Annotated in this window: 19 protein-coding genes; 10 read left to right on the forward strand and 9 right to left on the reverse strand. The window is 66.1% G+C overall.

Features of this window, described 5'->3' with window-relative positions; genetic code table 11:
- Together Q4E25_RS03365 and Q4E25_RS03370 are read right to left on the reverse strand one after the other, a co-directional pair.
- Nucleotides 1-693, reverse strand: coding sequence for an energy-coupling factor ABC transporter ATP-binding protein (locus Q4E25_RS03365; protein ID WP_303154040.1), 693 nt, complete (start codon nucleotides 691-693; stop codon nucleotides 1-3).
- Nucleotides 694-696: 3 nt separating this feature from the next.
- On the reverse strand, nucleotides 697-1,320 hold the full coding sequence (locus Q4E25_RS03370; protein ID WP_303154042.1) for a biotin transporter BioY: 624 nt from the start codon (nucleotides 1,318-1,320) through the stop codon (nucleotides 697-699).
- Nucleotides 1,321-1,467: 147 nt separating this feature from the next.
- Here Q4E25_RS03370 and Q4E25_RS03375 point away from each other — a divergent pair, with 147 nt between their 5' ends.
- From Q4E25_RS03375 to Q4E25_RS03395, 5 genes are all read left to right on the forward strand, one after another.
- Nucleotides 1,468-1,683, forward strand: coding sequence for a DUF3046 domain-containing protein (locus Q4E25_RS03375; protein ID WP_303154355.1), 216 nt, complete (start codon nucleotides 1,468-1,470; stop codon nucleotides 1,681-1,683).
- Nucleotides 1,684-1,943: 260 nt separating this feature from the next.
- Nucleotides 1,944-3,074 (forward strand): recombinase RecA, encoded by a 1,131-nt coding sequence (gene recA / locus Q4E25_RS03380; protein WP_303154045.1) that lies wholly within the window; start codon nucleotides 1,944-1,946, stop codon nucleotides 3,072-3,074.
- A 26-nt stretch (nucleotides 3,075-3,100) separates the two neighbouring features.
- A complete protein-coding gene (recX, locus tag Q4E25_RS03385) occupies nucleotides 3,101-3,721 on the forward strand; it encodes a recombination regulator RecX (RefSeq protein WP_303154048.1) in 621 nt (206 codons plus the stop codon).
- Between the two features lie 86 nt (nucleotides 3,722-3,807).
- The gene (gene miaB, locus Q4E25_RS03390; RefSeq protein WP_303154357.1) at nucleotides 3,808-5,346 is read left to right on the forward strand and encodes a tRNA (N6-isopentenyl adenosine(37)-C2)-methylthiotransferase MiaB; all 1,539 of its coding nucleotides are present in this window, start codon (nucleotides 3,808-3,810) and stop codon (nucleotides 5,344-5,346) included.
- Between the two features lie 38 nt (nucleotides 5,347-5,384).
- Nucleotides 5,385-6,035 (forward strand): hypothetical protein, encoded by a 651-nt coding sequence (locus Q4E25_RS03395; RefSeq protein ID WP_303154051.1) that lies wholly within the window; start codon nucleotides 5,385-5,387, stop codon nucleotides 6,033-6,035.
- A gap of 15 nt (nucleotides 6,036-6,050) precedes the next feature.
- Here Q4E25_RS03395 and Q4E25_RS03400 read toward each other — a convergent pair whose 3' ends face one another.
- The 4 genes from Q4E25_RS03400 to Q4E25_RS03415 form a co-directional block, all read right to left on the reverse strand.
- The gene (locus Q4E25_RS03400; protein WP_303154053.1) at nucleotides 6,051-7,706 is read right to left on the reverse strand and encodes an alpha-keto acid decarboxylase family protein; all 1,656 of its coding nucleotides are present in this window, start codon (nucleotides 7,704-7,706) and stop codon (nucleotides 6,051-6,053) included.
- Between the two features lie 27 nt (nucleotides 7,707-7,733).
- Complete coding sequence (locus tag Q4E25_RS03405; protein ID WP_303154055.1) at nucleotides 7,734-8,321, reverse strand: TetR/AcrR family transcriptional regulator; 588 nt, start codon at nucleotides 8,319-8,321, stop codon at nucleotides 7,734-7,736.
- Between the two features lie 118 nt (nucleotides 8,322-8,439).
- Nucleotides 8,440-9,477: a GNAT family N-acetyltransferase gene (locus Q4E25_RS03410; protein ID WP_303154058.1), complete on the reverse strand. Its 1,038-nt coding sequence runs from the start codon at nucleotides 9,475-9,477 to the stop codon at nucleotides 8,440-8,442.
- A 53-nt stretch (nucleotides 9,478-9,530) separates the two neighbouring features.
- Nucleotides 9,531-10,847: a DUF349 domain-containing protein gene (locus Q4E25_RS03415; protein WP_303154059.1), complete on the reverse strand. Its 1,317-nt coding sequence runs from the start codon at nucleotides 10,845-10,847 to the stop codon at nucleotides 9,531-9,533.
- 129 nt (nucleotides 10,848-10,976) lie between these two features.
- Here Q4E25_RS03415 and Q4E25_RS03420 point away from each other — a divergent pair, with 129 nt between their 5' ends.
- Genes Q4E25_RS03420 through dapF form a run of 3 tightly spaced genes read left to right on the forward strand, consistent with a single transcriptional unit; the run spans nucleotide 10,977 to nucleotide 13,364 of the window.
- Nucleotides 10,977-11,621, forward strand: coding sequence for a hypothetical protein (locus tag Q4E25_RS03420; RefSeq protein WP_303154061.1), 645 nt, complete (start codon nucleotides 10,977-10,979; stop codon nucleotides 11,619-11,621).
- The gene (miaA, locus tag Q4E25_RS03425) at nucleotides 11,615-12,514 is read left to right on the forward strand and encodes a tRNA (adenosine(37)-N6)-dimethylallyltransferase MiaA (RefSeq protein ID WP_303154063.1); all 900 of its coding nucleotides are present in this window, start codon (nucleotides 11,615-11,617) and stop codon (nucleotides 12,512-12,514) included. Before Q4E25_RS03420 ends, miaA begins: the two co-directional genes overlap by 7 nt.
- A gap of 10 nt (nucleotides 12,515-12,524) precedes the next feature.
- Nucleotides 12,525-13,364, forward strand: a complete 840-nt coding sequence (gene dapF, locus Q4E25_RS03430; protein ID WP_303154066.1) for a diaminopimelate epimerase — start codon at nucleotides 12,525-12,527, stop codon at nucleotides 13,362-13,364.
- Here the strand turns inward: dapF and Q4E25_RS03435 are convergent.
- Together Q4E25_RS03435 and Q4E25_RS03440 are read right to left on the reverse strand one after the other, a co-directional pair.
- Nucleotides 13,361-13,885, reverse strand: a complete 525-nt coding sequence (locus Q4E25_RS03435; RefSeq protein ID WP_303154069.1) for a hypothetical protein — start codon at nucleotides 13,883-13,885, stop codon at nucleotides 13,361-13,363. The genes dapF and Q4E25_RS03435 overlap by 4 nt on opposite strands.
- Nucleotides 13,886-13,906: 21 nt before the next feature.
- Nucleotides 13,907-14,650 carry a hypothetical protein gene (locus Q4E25_RS03440; protein ID WP_303154359.1) on the reverse strand — a complete coding sequence of 248 codons (744 nt, stop codon included), beginning with the start codon at nucleotides 14,648-14,650 and terminating at the stop codon, nucleotides 13,907-13,909.
- Between the two features lie 178 nt (nucleotides 14,651-14,828).
- Between Q4E25_RS03440 and hflX the strand changes: the two genes are divergently transcribed.
- Both hflX and Q4E25_RS03450 read left to right on the forward strand, forming a co-directional pair.
- A complete protein-coding gene (gene hflX, locus Q4E25_RS03445; protein ID WP_303154070.1) occupies nucleotides 14,829-16,319 on the forward strand; it encodes a GTPase HflX in 1,491 nt (496 codons plus the stop codon).
- A gap of 63 nt (nucleotides 16,320-16,382) precedes the next feature.
- Nucleotides 16,383-17,675, forward strand: coding sequence for a uracil-xanthine permease family protein (locus tag Q4E25_RS03450; RefSeq protein WP_303154073.1), 1,293 nt, complete (start codon nucleotides 16,383-16,385; stop codon nucleotides 17,673-17,675).
- Nucleotides 17,676-17,860: 185 nt separating this feature from the next.
- Here the strand turns inward: Q4E25_RS03450 and Q4E25_RS03455 are convergent, their stop codons facing one another.
- Nucleotides 17,861-18,130 (reverse strand): HPr family phosphocarrier protein, encoded by a 270-nt coding sequence (locus tag Q4E25_RS03455; RefSeq protein WP_303154075.1) that lies wholly within the window; start codon nucleotides 18,128-18,130, stop codon nucleotides 17,861-17,863.
- Nucleotides 18,131-18,179: the final 49 nt, after the last annotated feature.

Below are 18,179 nucleotides of genomic sequence, written 5' to 3' on the forward strand. Positions count from 1 at the left end.
CTAGAGCGGGCGCGAGGCCATGAGCTCGGTGTAGTAGGGGACGACCTCGGCGGGCGAGCCGTCGGCAGCGATGCGGTGCTCGTCGATGCACAGCACTCTGTCGAAGTCCGAGACGAAGTCGAGATCGTGGGTGACCACGATGAGCTGCTGCTCCAGCGCGGCGAATTCGCGGCGGATACGGTCGCGGTTACGCAGATCCAGCAGCGTGGTGGGCTCGTCGGCGATGATGAGCGTGGGTTCCATGACCACCACGGCCGCCAACGCCAAGAGCTGCTTCTGCCCGCCGGAAAGCGTGTGCGGGGACTGCTCGGCGTGGGGGCCAAGGTCAAAGCGTTCCAGCATGGCGTCGACACGCGCGGTGCGCTCCGCCTTGGACAGTTTGAGGCGGCGCAGTGAGAAGGCGATATCATCGCGCACGTTCGGCATGATGATCTGGTTCTCGGCATCGGAGAAGACAAAGCCGATTTTGCGGCGCACCTCCTTGCCGTGGGTTGCCACGTCCTGCCCGTCCACCAGCACTTGGCCCTCGGTGGGCTCACTTAGGCCGTTGATGAGCCGGGTGAGTGTGGACTTTCCGCCGCCGTTGGCACCAATGATGCCGATGCGCTGCTCGCGGAGATCCAGCGAGATGTTCTCTAGGACGGGCGCGTCCTCAAAGGCCACGCTCACGCCGCGGAACTCGATGTGTGGCACGGTTTAGACAGTGCCTTCCGTGATGGTGGTGGCAGGGGAGGTGGCAGTGCCGGACGCCTGCATCTTGGCGCGGCGGCCCATAAGATCCGGGAAGGCCGCGTGCACTGCCAGCGCGATGCCCACCATGACAGCGACCTTGATGAGGTCCGGAACCAGGAAAGGCACCTGTGAGGCAGCCGCTGCGCCTAGGCTCATACCTGCGCGGGCCATAAGGCCGAGGGAGCCGCAGGCGTACTGGACCAGCAGGCCGACGACGCCAGCCACCGCCAGTATGGCGGCCATGGCGCCCTTGGCGCGCGGGGCGCGGTAGGCAAGGAGACCAGCCACGGCGGGGGAAATGATGTAGCCCACGAGGTAGCCCACCGTGGGGCCGGCAATAGCACTTAGGGCGCTGCGGCCGCCGGCCAGGATGGGCAGGCCGATGAGGCCAAGCACGATGAGGAGAACTCCGGTGTACAGTCCGCGGCGCCCGCCCAGGACGAGTCCAGCGAGGATGATGACGGCGTTTTGCATCACGATGGGCACGCCAGCCACTGGGCTGGGGATGGAGACGAACGCAAAGACGATGATGAGGGCGGTGAAGACGGCTACGTAGGCGATGTCAGCCGCGACAGAGTTCTTTTTCATGCACAGCAGAATAGCGGCAAGGGTAACTGTGCAGCAAATGAGGCATTTTGAACGGTGTTCACCAGGGTGTTCATCGGTGCGCTTTCCGCCGTGATGCCATCAGGCCTGGTGTGGGCTCAGCAGCGAGAGGAAGCTAGACTGTCCGGCATGCGCTTGACGGAGTATCACCAGCTGATCGTCGACGAGTTCGGGGAGGCTGAAGGTAAGTGGATTAGCCATTCGCATGTCCTGGCTGACTTTGGTGCGACGGCCGACGAGCTTATCGAACGCGGCGTCGATCCCGCGCGGGTGTGGATCGGACTGTGTAACGACTTTGATGTGCCGGAGAAGCGCCGGCTCGGGGTGGACTATCCCTCGTTGTAGGTGTTGCTCTAGGTGTTCCCGTGGGGTGGTAGCGGGCCTGAAGGAGTGACACGCCCACCGTTGCTGCCATTTCGAACGTTTGTGTGTAGAGTGTGGGGTGGTGTCGGCGCCGGGACTAGTGTGGTGCCCGGTGCCGGAAGTTCCGTGGCCGAATTTTGGCACCCGCGGGTGTGCGCGGGAACCGGCAGGCCCGCGGGACAGTCTAAAAGGACGCACGGATTACCCCGGTTAACTTTTTAGAAGCAACGATAGGAAAAGACATGGCAACAAAGAAGAAGGCAACCGCCGCCAGCAAGGGAGATGACCGCCAAAAGGCGCTGGACGCCGCGATGGCGATGATTGAGAAGGACTTTGGCAAGGGTGCTGTCATGCGCCTGGGTGATGATGATCGCCCGCCAATCCGCGCGATTTCCTCCGGCAACACCGCGATTGACATCGCGCTGGGCATCGGCGGATTCCCGCGCGGGCGCATCGTGGAGATCTACGGCCCGGAGTCCTCGGGTAAAACTACCGTGGCGTTGCACGCGATTGCCTCCGCGCAGAAGGAGGGCGGCATCGCCGCCTTCATCGACGCCGAGCACGCCCTCGACCCCGAGTACGCCCGTCTGCTGGGCGTGGACACCGATAACCTGCTGGTTTCCCAGCCGGATACCGGCGAGCAGGCACTCGAGATCGCGGACATGCTGGTGCGCTCCGGGGCCATTGACATCATCGTGATCGACTCGGTGGCGGCCCTGACGCCCAAGGCTGAGATCGAGGGCGAGATGGGTGACAGCCACGTGGGCCTGCAGGCCCGCCTGATGTCCCAGGCCCTGCGCAAGATGACCGGCGCGCTCTACAACTCCGGCACCACTGCCATCTTCATTAACCAGCTGCGTGAGAAGATCGGCGTCATGTTCGGCTCCCCGGAGACCACCACTGGTGGTAAGGCGCTGAAGTTTTACGCCTCGGTGCGCTGCGATATTCGCCGCATTCAGACGCTCAAGGATGGCCAGGACGCTATTGGTAACCGCACCAAGATGAAGGTGGTCAAGAACAAGGTCTCCCCCCCGTTCAAGATCGCTGAGTTCGACATCATGTACGGTGAGGGCATTTCGCGCGAATCCTCCATCATCGACCTCGGCGTGCAGCACGGCTTCATCAAGAAGTCCGGTTCCTGGTTCACCTACGAGGGTGACCAGCTGGGGCAGGGCAAGGAGAAGGCCCGCAACTTCCTCAAGGAGAACCCGGACCTGGCCAATGAGATCGAGAAGAAGATCTTCACCAAGCTGGGCATCGGCGCTGCGGCCGCCGAGGGCGAGGACGTAGCCATGGACGTGCCGGGCGCGGAGGATCCGCTCACCGATGACGCAGTGGACCTGGTGCCCAACGTCGACTTCGATGACGATTAGAGCTGACGATAAGAGATTGTGAGTAGATGAGTCACCACCGGCAGCCTTCCGCGGAGAAGGTGGAGAAGCTGCGCCGCGCGCTGGAGGAGTATGAATCCGGCGCCGCGGGAGGCGGGCTTTTCGACGTCACCGCGGAAGAGTCCAAGGCCAAGGTGCGGGCCCGCGCGTTGTTGCTGCTGGATCAACGCGCGCGCTCGCGCCACGAGCTTTATGAGCGGCTCGTGGGGCTCGAGTTTGAGCCGCAGGTGGTGGAGGCGGTACTTGATGACCTCGCCGGGGTGGGCTTGATCAACGATGAGGCTTTCGCCCACGAGTGGGTGCGCCAGCGCCACGTGCGCCGCGGCAAGTCGGCCCGCGTGCTTGACCGCGAGTTGCGCCAGAAGGGCGTCGGCGAGCAGGAGCGCGCGGAGGCCCTCGAGCAGGTGACCGAGGAATCCGAGGAATCCATCGCCCGCGGGCTGGCGGAAAAGAAGGCCCGCTCCGTCAAGGCCGTGCCGGCCGATCGCCACGAGCGGGACAAGGCCTTGCGGCGCATCGTCGGGGTGCTGGCCCGCCGGGGATTTCCCGAGGGCATGGCGCTGCGCCTCGGGCGTGAGGCGCTTGATGCCCGCCTGGCCGAGCTGGAGGCCCAAGCGGAAGTAGAGTAGGGGCCTAAGCTGGGTGCTTGTGCAGCTCGGGGGCGTTTATGAGTTGAGCTGCGCTGCCGATACAATGGCCCGACGTGAACACCCCCGTGACTGAAACCCCAACCCCCGCTGCACGCACCTACGAGGTGCGCACGTTTGGCTGCCAGATGAACGTGCACGATTCCGAGCGCATCTCCGGATTGCTGGAGGAGGCCGGTTACGTCGCGGCTGGCGAGTCCGAACCCGACCTTGTGGTCTTTAACACGTGTGCGGTGCGTGAGAACGCAGCCAAGCGCCTCTACGGCACGCTGGGCTCGCTGAAGAAGACCAAGGAAAACCACCCCGGCATGCAGATCGCCGTGGGCGGCTGCCTGGCGCAAAAAGACAAAGAAGACGTACTGAGCAACGCGCCCTGGGTGGACGCGGTCTTCGGTACCCACAACATCTCCGCGCTGCCGGCGCTGCTGGAACGCGCGCGCCACAACGATGAAGCCCAGGTGGAGATCGTCGACGCGCTCGAAGCTTTCCCCTCCGTCCTGCCGGCCAAGCGCGAGTCCGCCTACGCCGGCTGGGTCTCGGTCTCTGTGGGCTGCAACAACACCTGCACGTTCTGCATCGTGCCCTCCCTGCGCGGCAAGGAGGAGGACCGCCGCCCCGGCGATATCCTCGCCGAGGTCACCGCGCTGGTGGATCAGGGTGTGTCCGAGGTGACCCTGCTGGGCCAGAACGTCAACGCTTACGGTGTGAACTTCGCCGACCCGGACCTGCCGCGCGATCGCTTCGCCTTTTCCAAGCTGTTGCGCGAGGTCGGCGCCATCGAGGGCCTGGAGCGCCTGCGTTTTACCTCCCCGCACCCAGCGGAGTTCACCTCCGATGTGATCGACGCGATGGCCGAGACCCCGGCGGTGTGCCCCCAGCTGCACATGCCGCTGCAGTCCGGCTCGGACCGCATCCTCAAGGCGATGCGCCGTTCCTACCGTTCGAAGAAGTTCCTCGCTATCCTCGACGAGGTACGCGAGAAGATGCCGCACGCGGCGATCACCACCGATATCATCGTGGGCTTCCCCGGCGAGACCGAGGAGGATTTCGAGGCCACCATGGAGGTGGTGCGTCGCGCGCGCTTTAGCTCCGCGTTTACCTTCCAGTATTCGCCGCGCCCCGGCACCCCGGCCGCGACAATGGAGGAGCAGGTGCCCAAGCACGTGGTCCAGGAGCGCTTCGAGCGGCTCGTGGCGCTGCAGGATTCCATCCAGGCGGAAGAAAACGCCAAGCTGGTGGGCACGGACGTTGAGTTGCTGGTGCAGGCCGAGGGCGGCCGCAAGGCCAATGAGACTCACCGCCTGACCGGGCGTGCCCGCGACGGGCGCCTGGTCCACTTCGCCCCGGTGCGCGTGGCCGAAGACGGCTCTCGCGAGGACATCTCCGCGGAGATTCGTCCTGGTGACGTCGTTCACACTACCGTCACGGACTCCGGTTCCTTCTTCCTCGTGGCGGATGCTGGGGTCACCGAGCACCGCCGCACCAAGGCCGGCGACATGTCTGCGGAGGGCCGCACTCCAACCACCGCGCCGATTGGCGTGGGCCTGGGCCTGCCCGGTGTGGGCAAGCCGGCCGCACCCGCCGGTGGAGATGCCTGCGGCTGCTAAGTTCCTTCTGCCGCCGCAGCGGGGTAGGCTGCGAAGACATGGATAAAGCGCAGCAAGCAGCACAGGAAGCGGTAAAGGCCGAACGTAAATCCGCGCAGACCATCGAGCTGGGCGGGCACCGCATCACGCTTATTGTCTCGGTGGTGGCCTTCGTGGCTTTTCTTATCCTTCCCTATGCGGGGGATGCGCACGGCTGGGAGGACCTCATGCTGGGTACCACGTCCGAGGGCGTGGACATCTCCATCATGGAGGTCATCTCCGCGTGGTTCGCCCTCGTGGGCGTGGGCGTGCTTACCACCGCGGTGATTATCTTCCGCCGCACCAACCTGGCGCTGGTGGCGTGGATGCTCACCACCATTTCCTTCTTCCTCAACTTGTGGGGTTTCTGGTTCCGCCGCGCTTCTGCTGACGGTCCCTCCATCGGCTGGGCCCTGGGTATGCTGGCCAGCCTGCTGGCTTTTGTGGTCTACAGCCAGGTTGCGCTGCGCCGCAGCCCCGAGCAACTCGCCGCGCAGCAGCGTGTGCGCGAGACCGCGGGCGAGCTGGATCAGATCGGCGTGCTGCAGTCGGAGGCCGCGACGAGCCTGCCGGCTGAGGAGAACCCGCTGCTTGTCGACGACCGCCGGGCCCGCGCCGCGCAGCGCCACCACGAGCCCAGAGCGCAGCGCCAGGACGAGCCTGGGGCCTAGCGGGCTCGGGCGCTCCTAGAGGGTCTCGGCGATGGCGCGCAGGGTCTCCGGGATGTCCATCTGCTGGGTGTGCACCTCGATGAGGACGAACTTGTCTTGGGCCTGGAGGGTCTGTGTAAGGGCGCTGTCAAGCTCGGCGGAGGTGTGGACGTCGAAGGTCATGGCCTTGTCGGGGCTGCCGCCGAAGAAGTCGATGGCGTGCTGCCAGTTCCACGGGGCGATGTCGTTGTACTCGGCGTTTTCGCCGTGGATGGCGCGCTCGACGGTGTAGCCGTTGTTTTCCACCAGGATCATCACTACCGGCAGGCCCTGGCGCAGGATGGTGCCCACCTCCTGGGCGGACATCTGCGCGGAGCCGTCGCCGATGAGCAAGATGGGGCGGCGGGAGCGGTCTGCCAGGCCGGCGCCGAGGGCGGCGGGCAGGGTGTAGCCGATGGAGCCCCACATGGGCTGGCCGATGAACTGGGAGTTCTCCGGCAGGCGCATGGCGGACATGCCGAAGAGGGAGGTGCCCTGCTCGGCGATGACATTGGTGGGGTTGGTCAGCGCGTTGATGACCTGGGCCCACAGCTCCTCCTCGGTCAAGGGTTTATCGGAGAGCGTGACCTCGGTCTTCACGGGGGCGGCCGGGGTGAAGTCGACGCCGTGAACGTCGTTGTTTTTCACCACGCGCTCGATGATCTCCAGCGCGCGATCCATGGTGATGGGGGCGAAGAGCTCCTCGCCCACAGAGGCTTCCATGCGGCCCACGTTGACGCGGGTGGACTCGTCGATGTTGTGGCTAAAGCCTGCGGTGGTGTTGTCGGTGAACTGCACGCCGACGGTGATGGAGACGTCGGCGCCCTCGACGGCGTCGATGATGCTCTGCTTGGAAGCGGCGCCGGCGTAGACGCCCACGAAGTTGGGGTTGTCCTCGTTGGCCAGGGACTTGCCCCAGCTCAGGGTAGCGAAGGGCAGGCCGGTGTTGTCCAGGAAGGAGTTGAAGTTCTCGCGGTAGCCGTAGCGGTGCACGAGGTAATCGGCCAGCACGGAGACGGTTTTGCCGGAGAGGTTCTTCTCCAGTGCCTTCTCGAAGGCCTTTTCCGCCTCCGGGTTGGAGCTGATCTCGATGGTGCGCAGCGGCGCGCTCGGCGGGAAGGCGGGGGCCTTGGCAACGTCATGGGCGAGCATGATGTAGCCGGGCTTGCGGGTGTGCATGACGGTGCGCAGGACGCGGTCGATCTCGAAGGTGGCGGTGGCGACCTCGAGGTCGGTCACGGCCGAGGAGATCTCGGCGGACATGCGGTAGAAGTGCTTGAAGTCGCCGTCGCCCAGCGAGTGGTGCAGCGCGTTGCCGGCCTTCTGCAGCGGCTTGGCTGGAGCGCCCACGATGTGCACTACCGGGGCGGACTCGGTGTAGGCTCCGGCGATGCCGTTGAGCGCGGAGAGCTCGCCCACGCCGAAGGTGGTCAGCAGGGCGCCGATGCCGCGCAGGCGGGCGTAGGCGTCGGCGGCGTAGGCGGCGTTGAGCTCGTTGGAGTTGCCCACCCAGGTGATGTCCTCTTTGTGCTCCAGGACGGTGTCGAGGAAGTGCAGGTTGTAATCGCCCGGCACGCCGAAGAGCTCGCTGACGCCCAACTCGTGGAGGCGGTCCAGCAGGTAATCGCCAACTGTGTAGTTCTCGTGTGACATGGGGTGGAGTCCTTTCTGTACTGAGGTCTAATGGGTGTCCTGACCACTGCTGGCCGGGGCGTTGTTGATGTCGGTGATGTGTCCGAAGAGCCCGCCGTAGATGGGGGTGCGGATGGAGGCGGACCAGTCCTCGTCCACCTCGTCGAGGCGCAGCGAGGTGGAGGCCGTCATGAGGAAGCCGTAGCCCAAGAATGCCTTGATGGCGACGTCATCAGCGCCGGTGGCGGCGTGGATGGTGCGCCAGATCGTGGCGAAGCCCGCCCTGGTGTGCTCGCGGATCTCCTCGTCGGTGGCGGAGGCGATGCCGTGCAGCTGGAGGCGGAGCATAGTGTGGTCTTCCAGCATGGACATGTACTTCGGTCCCATGCGGTCGAATGCCTCGGTGCCGGTGGTTCCCGCGGCGGCGTTGTGAAGCCCCTCGGCCATGCGCTCGAAGGCGACATCGAGGAGCTCGAGGAAGAGTGCCTTTTTGGTTCCAAAGATGCGGAAGACGTAGGCCTGGCTGATGCCTGCCCGCTCGGCGATTTCGTCGATGCTTGCGTTGGCTGGGCCGTGGGCGGCGAATTCTTCCGCGGCGATGCGCAGGAGCTGGGCCCTGCGTTCCTGACTGCTCATTCTCGAACTCACGCTTTGTAAGTTAGTGGTTACTTACTTGTCTGTCAAGCGGAGCTCAGGTACAGCTCAAGTACAACCCAAGAGCAGCTCAAGCGCGCTACGCGCCTGGATATGGAAACTAGGAGAGCTTTTGCCAGCCGGTGGTGCGGGACAGCTCCTCGGCTCCGAGGCGTGCTGCCAGGGCGGCCGCGGCGGGGTCCTGGGCGGGGTAGGAGACGTAGGCGGTGTCCACCGCTGGCCAGGCGTGGCGCGCGGCTTCCAGCGCAGTGGAGAGCAGCGCCGTGGCGTGGCCGCGCCCGCGGTGCGCGGGCAGCACGTAGACCAGGCCCAGCTCGCAGAGGTTGGCGGCATCGGAATCAAAGCGGATGACCTCCGCCAGGCCCACCACGTGGCCCTCCTTGTCGCGGGCCAGGGCGGTCAGCAGCGTGCCGCCGCGATCATGCAGCCGCGCCCCGGCGTCGCGGAAGCGCTGCTCGTCCCACTCGATGGTGTCCAACACCAGCCCGCCGCGCGGGTAGTGGGCGGAGGAAGAACTGAGAACCCCGAGCAGATCCGGCAGATCCCGCGGGTCCAGGCGCATGTTGGACACCACGTCGCAGCTGGCGGGGCCGGGGGCCTCGGCAGGAATGGCGAACTCCGCTTGGGCCTCGGTAAACGCTGCCTCAAATCCGGCCGCGGGTAGGGCGGCGGGTGCCGTTCCGGTGACCCAGATCTGGCGGATGGGGCGGGAGAGGGAGGAAGAAAGGGCGTCGACAAGAGCGAGCGCTGCCTCCCACGGGGCCTGGGGAAGGGGCTCGCCGGGCAGGGGAGCCACGGAGGCATCCAGGGTGATGTGGGCCTCGATGACGCCGGTATCCTCCAGCAGCGGCAGGGAGACGAGCACCCAGGCTGCGACGTCGAGGAGATCGCCTGCCACCAGCGTGGGGTAGCCCAGCTCGCCGAGCGGGCGCGGGGCATTGCGCGCGGCCAGCGCAAAGAGGTGGGCGTGTGACTCCGCGGAGCCCTCGAGGCGCTTGGTCACGTGCAGGGCGGAGACGCCCGAATGTGCCGAGCCGGTGATGTCCTGGATGGCCAGGGTGGCAGAAAACACGTAAGCCGCGACGGCCTCCTCATGATCGGGAGAGCCGGCGCGGCCGACAATTAATGGGGTGAGCACGTATAAGAACCTAGCAGGTGGCTAGCGCTGTACACGTCTAGCCCTGCGCTGTCTTAGCCCTGCACCGCCTTCGCGGCAACATCGGCGAACTCCTGCCACTGCGCTGCTTGGGCGCGCAGGTCCTCGGCCTTCTTGGTGTTGCCCTTGGCCTCGGCGTCCTCGGCCTGCGCGGTGTACTCGTCGGCCTTGGCCTGGAACTGAGCCGCGCGGGCCTGGGCCTCGGGGTCGGTGCGGCGCCACTCGCTTTCTTCTGCCTGGGCCACGCGTTGCTCCAGGGCCTCGATCTTGGCCTCGTACTCGCGGACCTGGTTGCGCGGGACGAAGCCGATCTCCTCCCACTTTTCCTGCAGCTCGCGCAGCTTGGCGCGTGCGCCGTCGATGGACTTGGAGGGATCGATGAGCGGATCGTACTCGCTGAGCAGGGCGTCCTTGGCGGCGGCGTTCTCCGCGAATTCCTTATCGCGCTCGTCGTTGACGGCGTTGCGGGCGTCGAAGAAGTGATCCTGGGCGGCGCGGAACTGTGCCCAGAGCTTATCGTCCACCTCACGCGGGGCGCGGCCGGCGGCCTTCCACTCCGTCATGAGGTCGCGGTAGGCGCGGGCGGTCTCGCCCCAGTTGGTGGAGTCCTTGAGCGCCTCGGCGCGCTCCACCAGCTCCTCCTTCTTGCGGCGGGCGGCCGCGCGAGTGCGGTCAAGCTCAGCAAAGTGCGAGCCGCGGCGGCGGTTGAAAGAATCGCGGGCGCGGGAGTAGCGCTTCCACAGGGCGTCATCCGTCTTGCGGTCGATGCCGCGGATCTGCTTCCACTCCTCCAGGATGGCGCGGATGCGGTCACCGGCGGCCTTCCACTCGGTGGAGTTGGCAGCGATCTCCTCGGCCTCCGCGGCGAGCTTCTCCTTGGCGGCGATGGCCTCGCTGCGGCGGCGGGCCTTGTCTGCCTCAGCCTGCTCGCCGGCCTCTACGGAGTGCTCGATGACTGCACCCAGACGCTTGTCCAGGGCGGCGAGGTCTCCGATGACTGCCGCGGTGCTCAGGCCCTCGCGCAGCTCAGCAGCGGTGGCCTTGATGGACTGCGCCTCGCTCGGGTGGGCCTTGAGGCGGGATTCCAGAAGCTCAATTTCGGTAGAGAGATCGTCGTAGCGCGCACCATAGTGGGCCAGGCCCTCGGCCGCGGTGCCTGCCTGCCACTCGCCGATCTTGCGCTCGCCCTCGGGGGCGGTGACAAAAACGGAGCCATCCTCATCCACGCGCCCCCACTTGGCGGGGTCATTTTTCGGGGCATGTGCCACCGGCACAACGGTGTGTGCGCCTGGGCGGGGGCCGGGAACCGGGCCCTTCTTGGGCATTGCGCCGGGAGTGGGGATGGAAGACATAGGAACCACCTTGTTATCGAAGATGAACGCCGCGCGACACGGCTGCCGAAACTTTGCCCATAACACTACCGTTTCCACCCCTAGCACGCGTGTGAACGACAAAAGTGGGGCCTTATAGGATGGGAGGTGATGTATAACCTTGTCGTCATTCCCGGCTCGCCGGCGCTGGCGGAGCCTCTTGCTTCCCACGACGCCGCCTCCCGCGGCCTGCTGCGCGCGGCCACTGAGCTGATCTCGGAGATATGCTCGGGCAGCTCCTTGGAGAACGGCTCCGAGAACAGCTCCGGCGCCGAGCGCATGCCCGTGGACATCGTCTGCTCCTGGGATAAGCGCTGGTACACCTCCTGCGAGGGAAGCCTGCGTGCCTGGGGCGCACCCAGCGTGGAGGTGGGCCAGGGCCACCACCTGCCGGAGATCATGGCCCGCTACGTGCTCGCCGAGTCCGCCGTGGGCGCGCAGGTGGAGCAGGTGCGAGACACACTCGCCCCGTTGCGAGACGGCGTGCTCACCGTGGTGGTCGTCGACGGCAGCGCGGGGTTGACCCAGCGCGCGCCGCTAGCGATGATCGATTCCGCCCAGGAGGCCCACCTGTGGTGCGAGGCCCTGCTCTCCGGTACCGCCCAGGGCTGCGACGAGGAGAAGCTGCGCGCCGCCGGCGTGTTGGAGACCTCCCTGTGGGCGCAGCTGGCCGCGCTCAACCCCGTGGCCTGTGAGCTGCGGGCCGCCGATTCCACCCTCGGGGTGGGGCGCTACGTTGCGGGGTGGCAATGCTAGCGCCTATCGCGGTGGTGGGGCCCACCGCCTCGGGAAAGTCGGCCCTCGGCGTGGCCCTTGCCCACGAGCTCGACGGCGAGGTGGTCAACGTTGACTCCATGCAGCTTTACCGCGGCATGGATATTGGTACCGCCAAGCTAAGTATGGAGGAGCGCGAGGGCATTCCGCACCATCAGCTCGACGTCTGGGAGGTCACGGAGACCGCCTCGGTGGCGCGCTACCAGGCCGATGCGGTGGCCGACGTCAACGATATCCTGGCTCGCGGCAAGACCCCCATCTTGGTGGGCGGGTCGATGCTCTATGTGCAGGCGCTTGTCGACGACTGGCGGTTCCCGCCCACCGATCCCACCGTGCGCGCCAAGTACGAGGCGCGCCGCCAGGAGATCGGCATCGAGGCGCTGCACGCCGAGCTGGCAGAAATCGACCCGGCGGCCGCGGCCATCATCGAGGACAAGGACCCGCGGCGCACCGTGCGCGCGCTGGAGGTCATCGAGCTAACCGGTCAGCCCTTCAATGCCAGTCAGCCGCCTAAGGACGCCCCGCCGCGCTGGGGAACCCGTCTGCTGGGCCTGCGCACGCAGTCCCCGTGGCTCAACCCGCGCATCGAGCTGCGCAGCAGGCTCATGTTTGAGCGTGGGCTCGTGGAGGAAGTGGAGCGCCTGCAGGCCCAGGGCCTGGTGGAGGACTCCACCGCCGGGCGGGCCATCGGCTACGCCCAGGTCTTTCAGGCCCAGCGTGGGGAGCTGACCTGGGAGGAAGCCGTGGAACGCACCATCACTGGCACGCGCCGTTACGTGCGCCGCCAGCGCTCCTGGTTTAACCGGGATAAGCGCATCAGCTGGCTGGATGCGGCCGGGGATACGTTTGCCCAGGCAATGCAAGCGCTGCAGTAGAGTAGCGGGCATGAAGTTTGCCAAGGGTCACGGAACAGAAAACGACTTTGTCATCCTCAACGCCGAGGACGTCGATGGGCAGCTAAGCCCCGAGCGCGTCGCGGCCCTGTGTGATCGCCGCGCGGGCATCGGTGGTGACGGCCTGCTGCGCGTCATCCGCGCCGGGGAGCTTGCCGCTGAGGGGGAAACGCTGGCCCCGGGCATCGACGCCCAGGACTGGTTCATGGATTACCGCAACGCCGACGGCTCCGTGGCGGAGATGTGCGGCAATGGCACCCGGGTCTTCGCCCACTGGCTGCGCTCCCGCGGCATGGTGGACAGCGATAGCTTCACCGTGGGTACCCGGGCAGGCGCCAAAGCGGTGACCGTTCACTCCTGCACGCCGGAGGAGGCCGTGGTCAGCGTGGAGATGGGTCCAGCCACGGTCACCGGTGTGTCCACCGCCCGGATGTCCGGGCGCAACTTCGCGGGCCTGGGCGTGGACATGGGCAACCCCCACCTGGCCGCGGTGGTGCCGGGTTTGAGCGCCGAGGAGCTGGCGCAGCTGGACTTCGAGCTGCCGGAGATCGATACCGATTTCTTCCCCGCGGGCGTGAACTTTGAGGTGCTCACCCCGCTCAGGGAAGGCAGCGTGCACATGCGCGTCTTCGAGCGCGGGGTGGGGGAGACTCGCTCCTGCGGCACGGGCACGGTGGCGGCGGCCTGCGCCGCGCTTGCCGACGCCGAACAGGGCGAAGGCCGGGTGCGCGTCATCGTGCCCGGCGGCGAGGTAGAGGTGGAGATTGTCGAGGGCGGATCCCGCCTTACCGGCCCCTCGCGCATCGTGGCCACCGGCGAGACCAGCCTCTAGTCCTTGGAGTAGCCCGGCCCCAGCGTCTTGGCCACCCGCCGGGCCGCCAGCCAGGATTCCTTGAGTTGATCCGCGCGCTCATCGGCAATCTTGAGCAGAGACTCCAGCTCCTTGGTCTCGATGTCGCTGCGATGCAGGCGGGCGGAGAGCCGGCGCAGGAAGCGCTCGGCGCCGTGGGCCTCGTAGTGGAAGGCGGCGATGGCGGGTTCGGTGCAGTCGGCGTCGGCAAGCGCGGGGCGATGCAACGTGCGATCCGCCAGGTTATCGGGGTCCTCGCTGCTGATGAAGGCCTCGTACTGGGAGAGAATGTCGGTGATATCCTCCACAGTCAACGCGATGGAGGTCCGCAGGGCGGTGTGCTCGGACTGATCGGGGCGGGAGGTGGCCAGCAGCCACATCGCCCAGGCCACCAGGATGGCAATAAACAGCCCCGGCAGCTTGAGCGTCATGATGAGCAGCACGGCCGCAGACAGCGCCACACACAGGGCGAAGATGCGGCGCTGGTTCGCGGAAAAGATCATGGATTTCTCCCCCTAATCGCGTTAGTGTCCGCCGCATCCCCCGGAACCGCAGGCGCAGCCGCCGCCGGAACCACAGCCTCCGGTGGGCAGCTCGATGGAGGCGGTGAGCATCGCCGTGCCGGCCAGCACCTCGCCCTTGGTGGGCAGCTCGCCGAAGTTCTCCGGCAGGCAGAGATCGAAGGGGAACGCGCCGTCCATGACCATGTGCATGAACTTCTCTCCGGTGAGCTGGTTGGTGCGCCACTCGGCCTCCATCACGCGGGCGGCAAAGCGGCAGCCCGGGGTGGGCACGGTGGCCCCGGAGTTGGCGTTGATGACGGCCGCGCCCTCGGATTCGAAGGCGGCGGGGAACTCCTGGAACTCCGCCTCGTAGGCTGCGCTGTTGGGGTAGCGGGCAACGCTGAGGCCCATGGCAGTTAGCCCCACCTGCTGCCACTGCTGGGTTTCCTCGTCCGCCAGTAGCGGGCCCTGGGCCAGGTTAGCGGTGGCCTGGGCCAGCACGGTGCCGAAGGGATCGAGGATGTCGAGGAAGGCGAGCACGTCGTTGTACATGCTCACGTGGGCAAAGCCCTGGGTGACGGCCTGGAAGCCAATGAAGGTGGCAAAGGGCTCGACGGCCAGGATGTTGATCTGCGCGCCGGAGACGTCGGCGAACTGGATGAGCTGGCCGCCGCGGACCTCGCCGGTGACGGTGAGCTGATCCGTGGAAATCGCTGCCTCCACTGCGTCTTGCCAGCGCGGGAAGTTGAGGCCAATCGCGGCCATCTCCGCGTTGTGGGTGCCGGTTGCTTCGGTTCCGGTTACGTCAGGGGAGGTCTGGTTCGCACTCATGCGCACTATTGTATCCCTTGGCGCGGGAAGTCTAAAAAGGCTGCGAGCCCGCGGGTGTGCGTGTTCGTGGATTGTCCAGGACGGCCCGCGACGTGCAAGAATAAGAAGCAATATGACGAAACCAACACACGAAGAACTTCTGGCCCAAGCGTTTCGGGATAACGCACCCCACAACCGGGCCGCGGGAGAGCCGGACGCCGCCGCTGCTGAGACCCCGACCGTTGGCGAGTTCGATCTCGCAGAACGCAACGCCTTCCGCCGGGTGTCCACCACCATTCGCGCGGAAGACACCACCGACGGCTACGAGGTGGAGTACCGCAAACTGCGACTGGAGCAGGTCGTGCTCGTGGGCGTGTGGACAGAGGGCACCGTTGCCGAGGTAGAAGCCACCATGGCGGAGCTGGCCGCGCTCACCGAGACCGCCGGCGCGGAGGTCGTGGAGGCCCTCTACCAAAAGCGCGATAAGCCCGACCCGGGCACCTACGTGGGCTCCGGCAAGGTCAAGGAGCTCAAGGAGATCGTCGAGGCCACCGGCGCGGATACCGTGGTCTGCGATGGTGAACTGACTCCGGGCCAGCTCTCCGCCCTTGAGCGCGAGCTCAACACCAAGGTCATTGACCGCACCATGCTGATCCTGGACATCTTTGCCCAGCACGCCAAGTCCAAGGAGGGCAAGGCCCAGGTCTCACTGGCGCAGCTGGAGTACCTCTACACCCACACCCGTGGTTGGGGCGGTAACCTCTCGCGCCAGGCGGGCGGCCGCGCCGGTTCCAACGGCGGCGTGGGCCTGCGTGGCCCGGGCGAGACCAAGATCGAGACGGACCGTCGTCGCATCCGCACCCAGATGGCTATCCTCCGCAAGGAGCTGCGGGCCATGAAGACCGCGCGCGAGGTCAAGCGCTCGAAGCGCCAGGCCTCCTCGATCCCGCAGATCGCCATCGCCGGCTACACCAACGCGGGCAAGTCCTCGCTCATCAACGCCATGACCGGCGCCGGCGTGCTGGTGGAGGACGCGCTGTTTGCCACCCTGGATCCCACCACCCGCCGAGCGGAGCTGGCCGATGGCCGCCAGGTGGTCTTCACCGATACCGTCGGCTTCGTGCGTCACCTACCCACGCAGCTGGTGGAGGCCTTCAAGTCCACCCTGGAGGAGGTTCTGGCCGCCGACATTATGCTGCATGTGGTGGACGGCTCGGATCCCTTCCCGCTCAAGCAGATCGAGGCGGTAAACAAGGTCATCTATGACATCGTCAAGGAGACCGGGGAGAAGGCCCCGCCGGAGATCATCGTCATCAACAAGATCGACGCCGCCGATCCCCTCGTGCTGGCGGAGCTGCGCCACGTGCTCGACCGCGACAACGTGGTCTACGTTTCCGCGCGCACCGGGGAGGGTATCGACGAGCTCATCACGCGCGTGGAGCTCTTCCTCAACGCGCGCGACGTCCACGTCCAGTTGCTGGTTCCCTTCACCCGCGGGGACGTAGTCTCCCGCGTGCACGCCCAAGGCACGGTGCACAGCGAGGAGTACACCGAGCAGGGCACGCGTGTCGACGTCCGCCTGCCCACCGCCTTGGCCGAGGAGCTCAAGGAGTTTCGCGTTTAGCCGCGGGCGCGCTCTGGGCTCCGCTTAGGTATTTGCCCCGGCCGTGGTTCATAATGGGGGTTCGTGAGTACATTTGGCTGGACCGTCCACGGCGACGGGAAAACGATTAAACCTGGCGCTGTTGTCGCACCTGAGGAACGACTGAGCTGGGGCCGTACCATCGGCATTGGCATGCAGCACGTGGTGGCCATGTTTGGCGCCACCCTGCTGGTTCCCACTCTGACCGGCTTCCCGGTCAATACCACGCTGCTCTTTTCCGGCGTGGGCACCATTCTCTTCCTGCTGATCACCCGCAACCGCCTGCCCTCTTACCTGGGCTCCTCCTTTGCTTTCATCGCGCCGCTGGCGGCCTCGCAGCAGTACGGTATCGGCGTGCAGGCGGGCTCGGTGCTGGCCACCGGCGTGGTGCTCATGCTCATCGGCTTTGCCGTCAAGGCCGCCGGCCGCAAGGTGCTCGACGCGGTCATGCCGCCCGCGGTCACCGGCGCCATCGTCGCACTCATCGGCCTGAACCTGGCACCCAACGCCGCCGGTAACTACTCCAGCCAGCCGCTGGTGGCCACGGTGACGCTCGCGGTGATTCTGCTGGCCACCGTGGCCGGGCGCGGAATGATCTCGCGCCTGTCCATCCTCCTGGGCGTCATCGTGGGCTGGGTCTTCGCGGCGTTGACCGGCAACCTGGCCGAGGGCGCGATGGAGACCGTGCGCCAGGCTGAGTGGATTGGCTTGCCGCAGTTCCATGCGCCCGAATTCCACGTCTCCGCCATCGCCGCGGCGCTGCCGGTGCTCGTGGTGCTCATCGCGGAAAACGTTGGCCACGTCAAGGCGGTCTCTGAGATGACCAAGCGTGATCTCGATGACCTGGCCGGTGACGCGCTGATTGCCGACGGCCTCGCGACCACCCTGGCCGGCGGCTTCGGTGGCTCCGGTACCACCACCTACGCGGAAAACATCGGCGTGATGGCGGCCACCAAGGTCTATTCCACCGCGGCCTACTGGGTGGCGGCCTTGACCGCGATTGCGCTGGCCTTCATCCCGAAGTTCGGCGCGCTCATCTTCACCATCCCCACCGGCGTGCTGGGCGGCGCCTGCGTGGTGCTCTACGGACTCATCGGTATGCTGGGCGTGCGCATCTGGATGGATAACAAGGTCAACTTCAACAACCCGGTCAACCTCACCGCTGCCGCGGTGGCGCTCATCGCCGGCATTGGTAACCTCACTCTCGACGTCTTTGGCGTGACCCTGGAGGGCATCGCCTGGGGCTCGGTGGGCATCATTGTGCTCTACCCGGTGATGAAGAAGCTGTATGACACCGTGGGCGAGGGACAGAACGCCCGCTACTACAGCCCTCGTTAGATCACCCCATAATTCGCCCACGGGGCTGCTGATTCCTCAAGCCTAGGCCCGGTGGTTCCCTGAGGGATTTGAAGGGGAAGGAAAAAGGCTCCCGCCGTCTCCCCGCGCAGTGCGCGAGGGGAGGGGCGGGAGCCTTGTCGTGTGCTCCACGCTGTGTTGTGAAAGCGCTGTGGAAGCGGTGCTTCTTAGGAAGCGTCCAGGTCCTGCTCGATCAGGCTGGCGATCTTCTCCACGGCCTCGGCGTTCTCGGAGGTGACGGTGACCTCATCGCCCTGCTCGGCGCCCAGCGCCATGATCATCAGGGAGGAGGCGGCGTCGGTCTCATCGTCATCTTCTTCGCCGACGAGGTTGAGGAAGATGTCCTCATCGAACTCGGATGCGGCGTCAGCGATGATGGATGCTGGGCGAGCGTGCAGGCCAACGGAGGAGCCTACCTTGACGGTCTTAGATGCCATGAAAATCTATCCTTTCATTTACACACGACGCGGCCAGTCCACCGTGGAC

The sequence above is a fragment of the Corynebacterium sp. genome, assembly GCF_030532325.1.
Classification (GTDB): domain Bacteria; phylum Actinomycetota; class Actinomycetes; order Mycobacteriales; family Mycobacteriaceae; genus Corynebacterium.

Bases quoted from the DNA above. Each gene is read 5' to 3' on its own strand.
- Q4E25_RS03405 (WP_303154055.1), bottom strand. From the start codon at position 8,321: ATGAGCAGTCAGGAACGCAGGGCCCAGCTCCTGCGCATCGCCGCGGAA.
- Q4E25_RS03370 (WP_303154042.1), bottom strand. From the start codon at position 1,320: ATGAAAAAGAACTCTGTCGCGGCTGACATCGCCTACGTAGCCGTCTTC.
- hflX (WP_303154070.1), top strand. From the start codon at position 14,829: ATGACGAAACCAACACACGAAGAACTTCTGGCCCAAGCGTTTCGGGAT.
- Q4E25_RS03375 (WP_303154355.1), top strand. From the start codon at position 1,468: ATGCGCTTGACGGAGTATCACCAGCTGATCGTCGACGAGTTCGGGGAG.
- recA (WP_303154045.1), top strand. From the start codon at position 1,944: ATGGCAACAAAGAAGAAGGCAACCGCCGCCAGCAAGGGAGATGACCGC.
- Q4E25_RS03395 (WP_303154051.1), top strand. From the start codon at position 5,385: ATGGATAAAGCGCAGCAAGCAGCACAGGAAGCGGTAAAGGCCGAACGT.
- Q4E25_RS03400 (WP_303154053.1), bottom strand. From the start codon at position 7,706: ATGTCACACGAGAACTACACAGTTGGCGATTACCTGCTGGACCGCCTC.
- dapF (WP_303154066.1), top strand. From the start codon at position 12,525: ATGAAGTTTGCCAAGGGTCACGGAACAGAAAACGACTTTGTCATCCTC.
- Q4E25_RS03415 (WP_303154059.1), bottom strand. From the start codon at position 10,847: ATGTCTTCCATCCCCACTCCCGGCGCAATGCCCAAGAAGGGCCCGGTT.
- miaA (WP_303154063.1), top strand. From the start codon at position 11,615: ATGCTAGCGCCTATCGCGGTGGTGGGGCCCACCGCCTCGGGAAAGTCG.
- Q4E25_RS03435 (WP_303154069.1), bottom strand. From the start codon at position 13,885: ATGATCTTTTCCGCGAACCAGCGCCGCATCTTCGCCCTGTGTGTGGCG.
- Q4E25_RS03420 (WP_303154061.1), top strand. From the start codon at position 10,977: ATGTATAACCTTGTCGTCATTCCCGGCTCGCCGGCGCTGGCGGAGCCT.
- Q4E25_RS03440 (WP_303154359.1), bottom strand. From the start codon at position 14,650: ATGGCCGCGATTGGCCTCAACTTCCCGCGCTGGCAAGACGCAGTGGAG.
- Q4E25_RS03455 (WP_303154075.1), bottom strand. From the start codon at position 18,130: ATGGCATCTAAGACCGTCAAGGTAGGCTCCTCCGTTGGCCTGCACGCT.
- recX (WP_303154048.1), top strand. From the start codon at position 3,101: ATGAGTCACCACCGGCAGCCTTCCGCGGAGAAGGTGGAGAAGCTGCGC.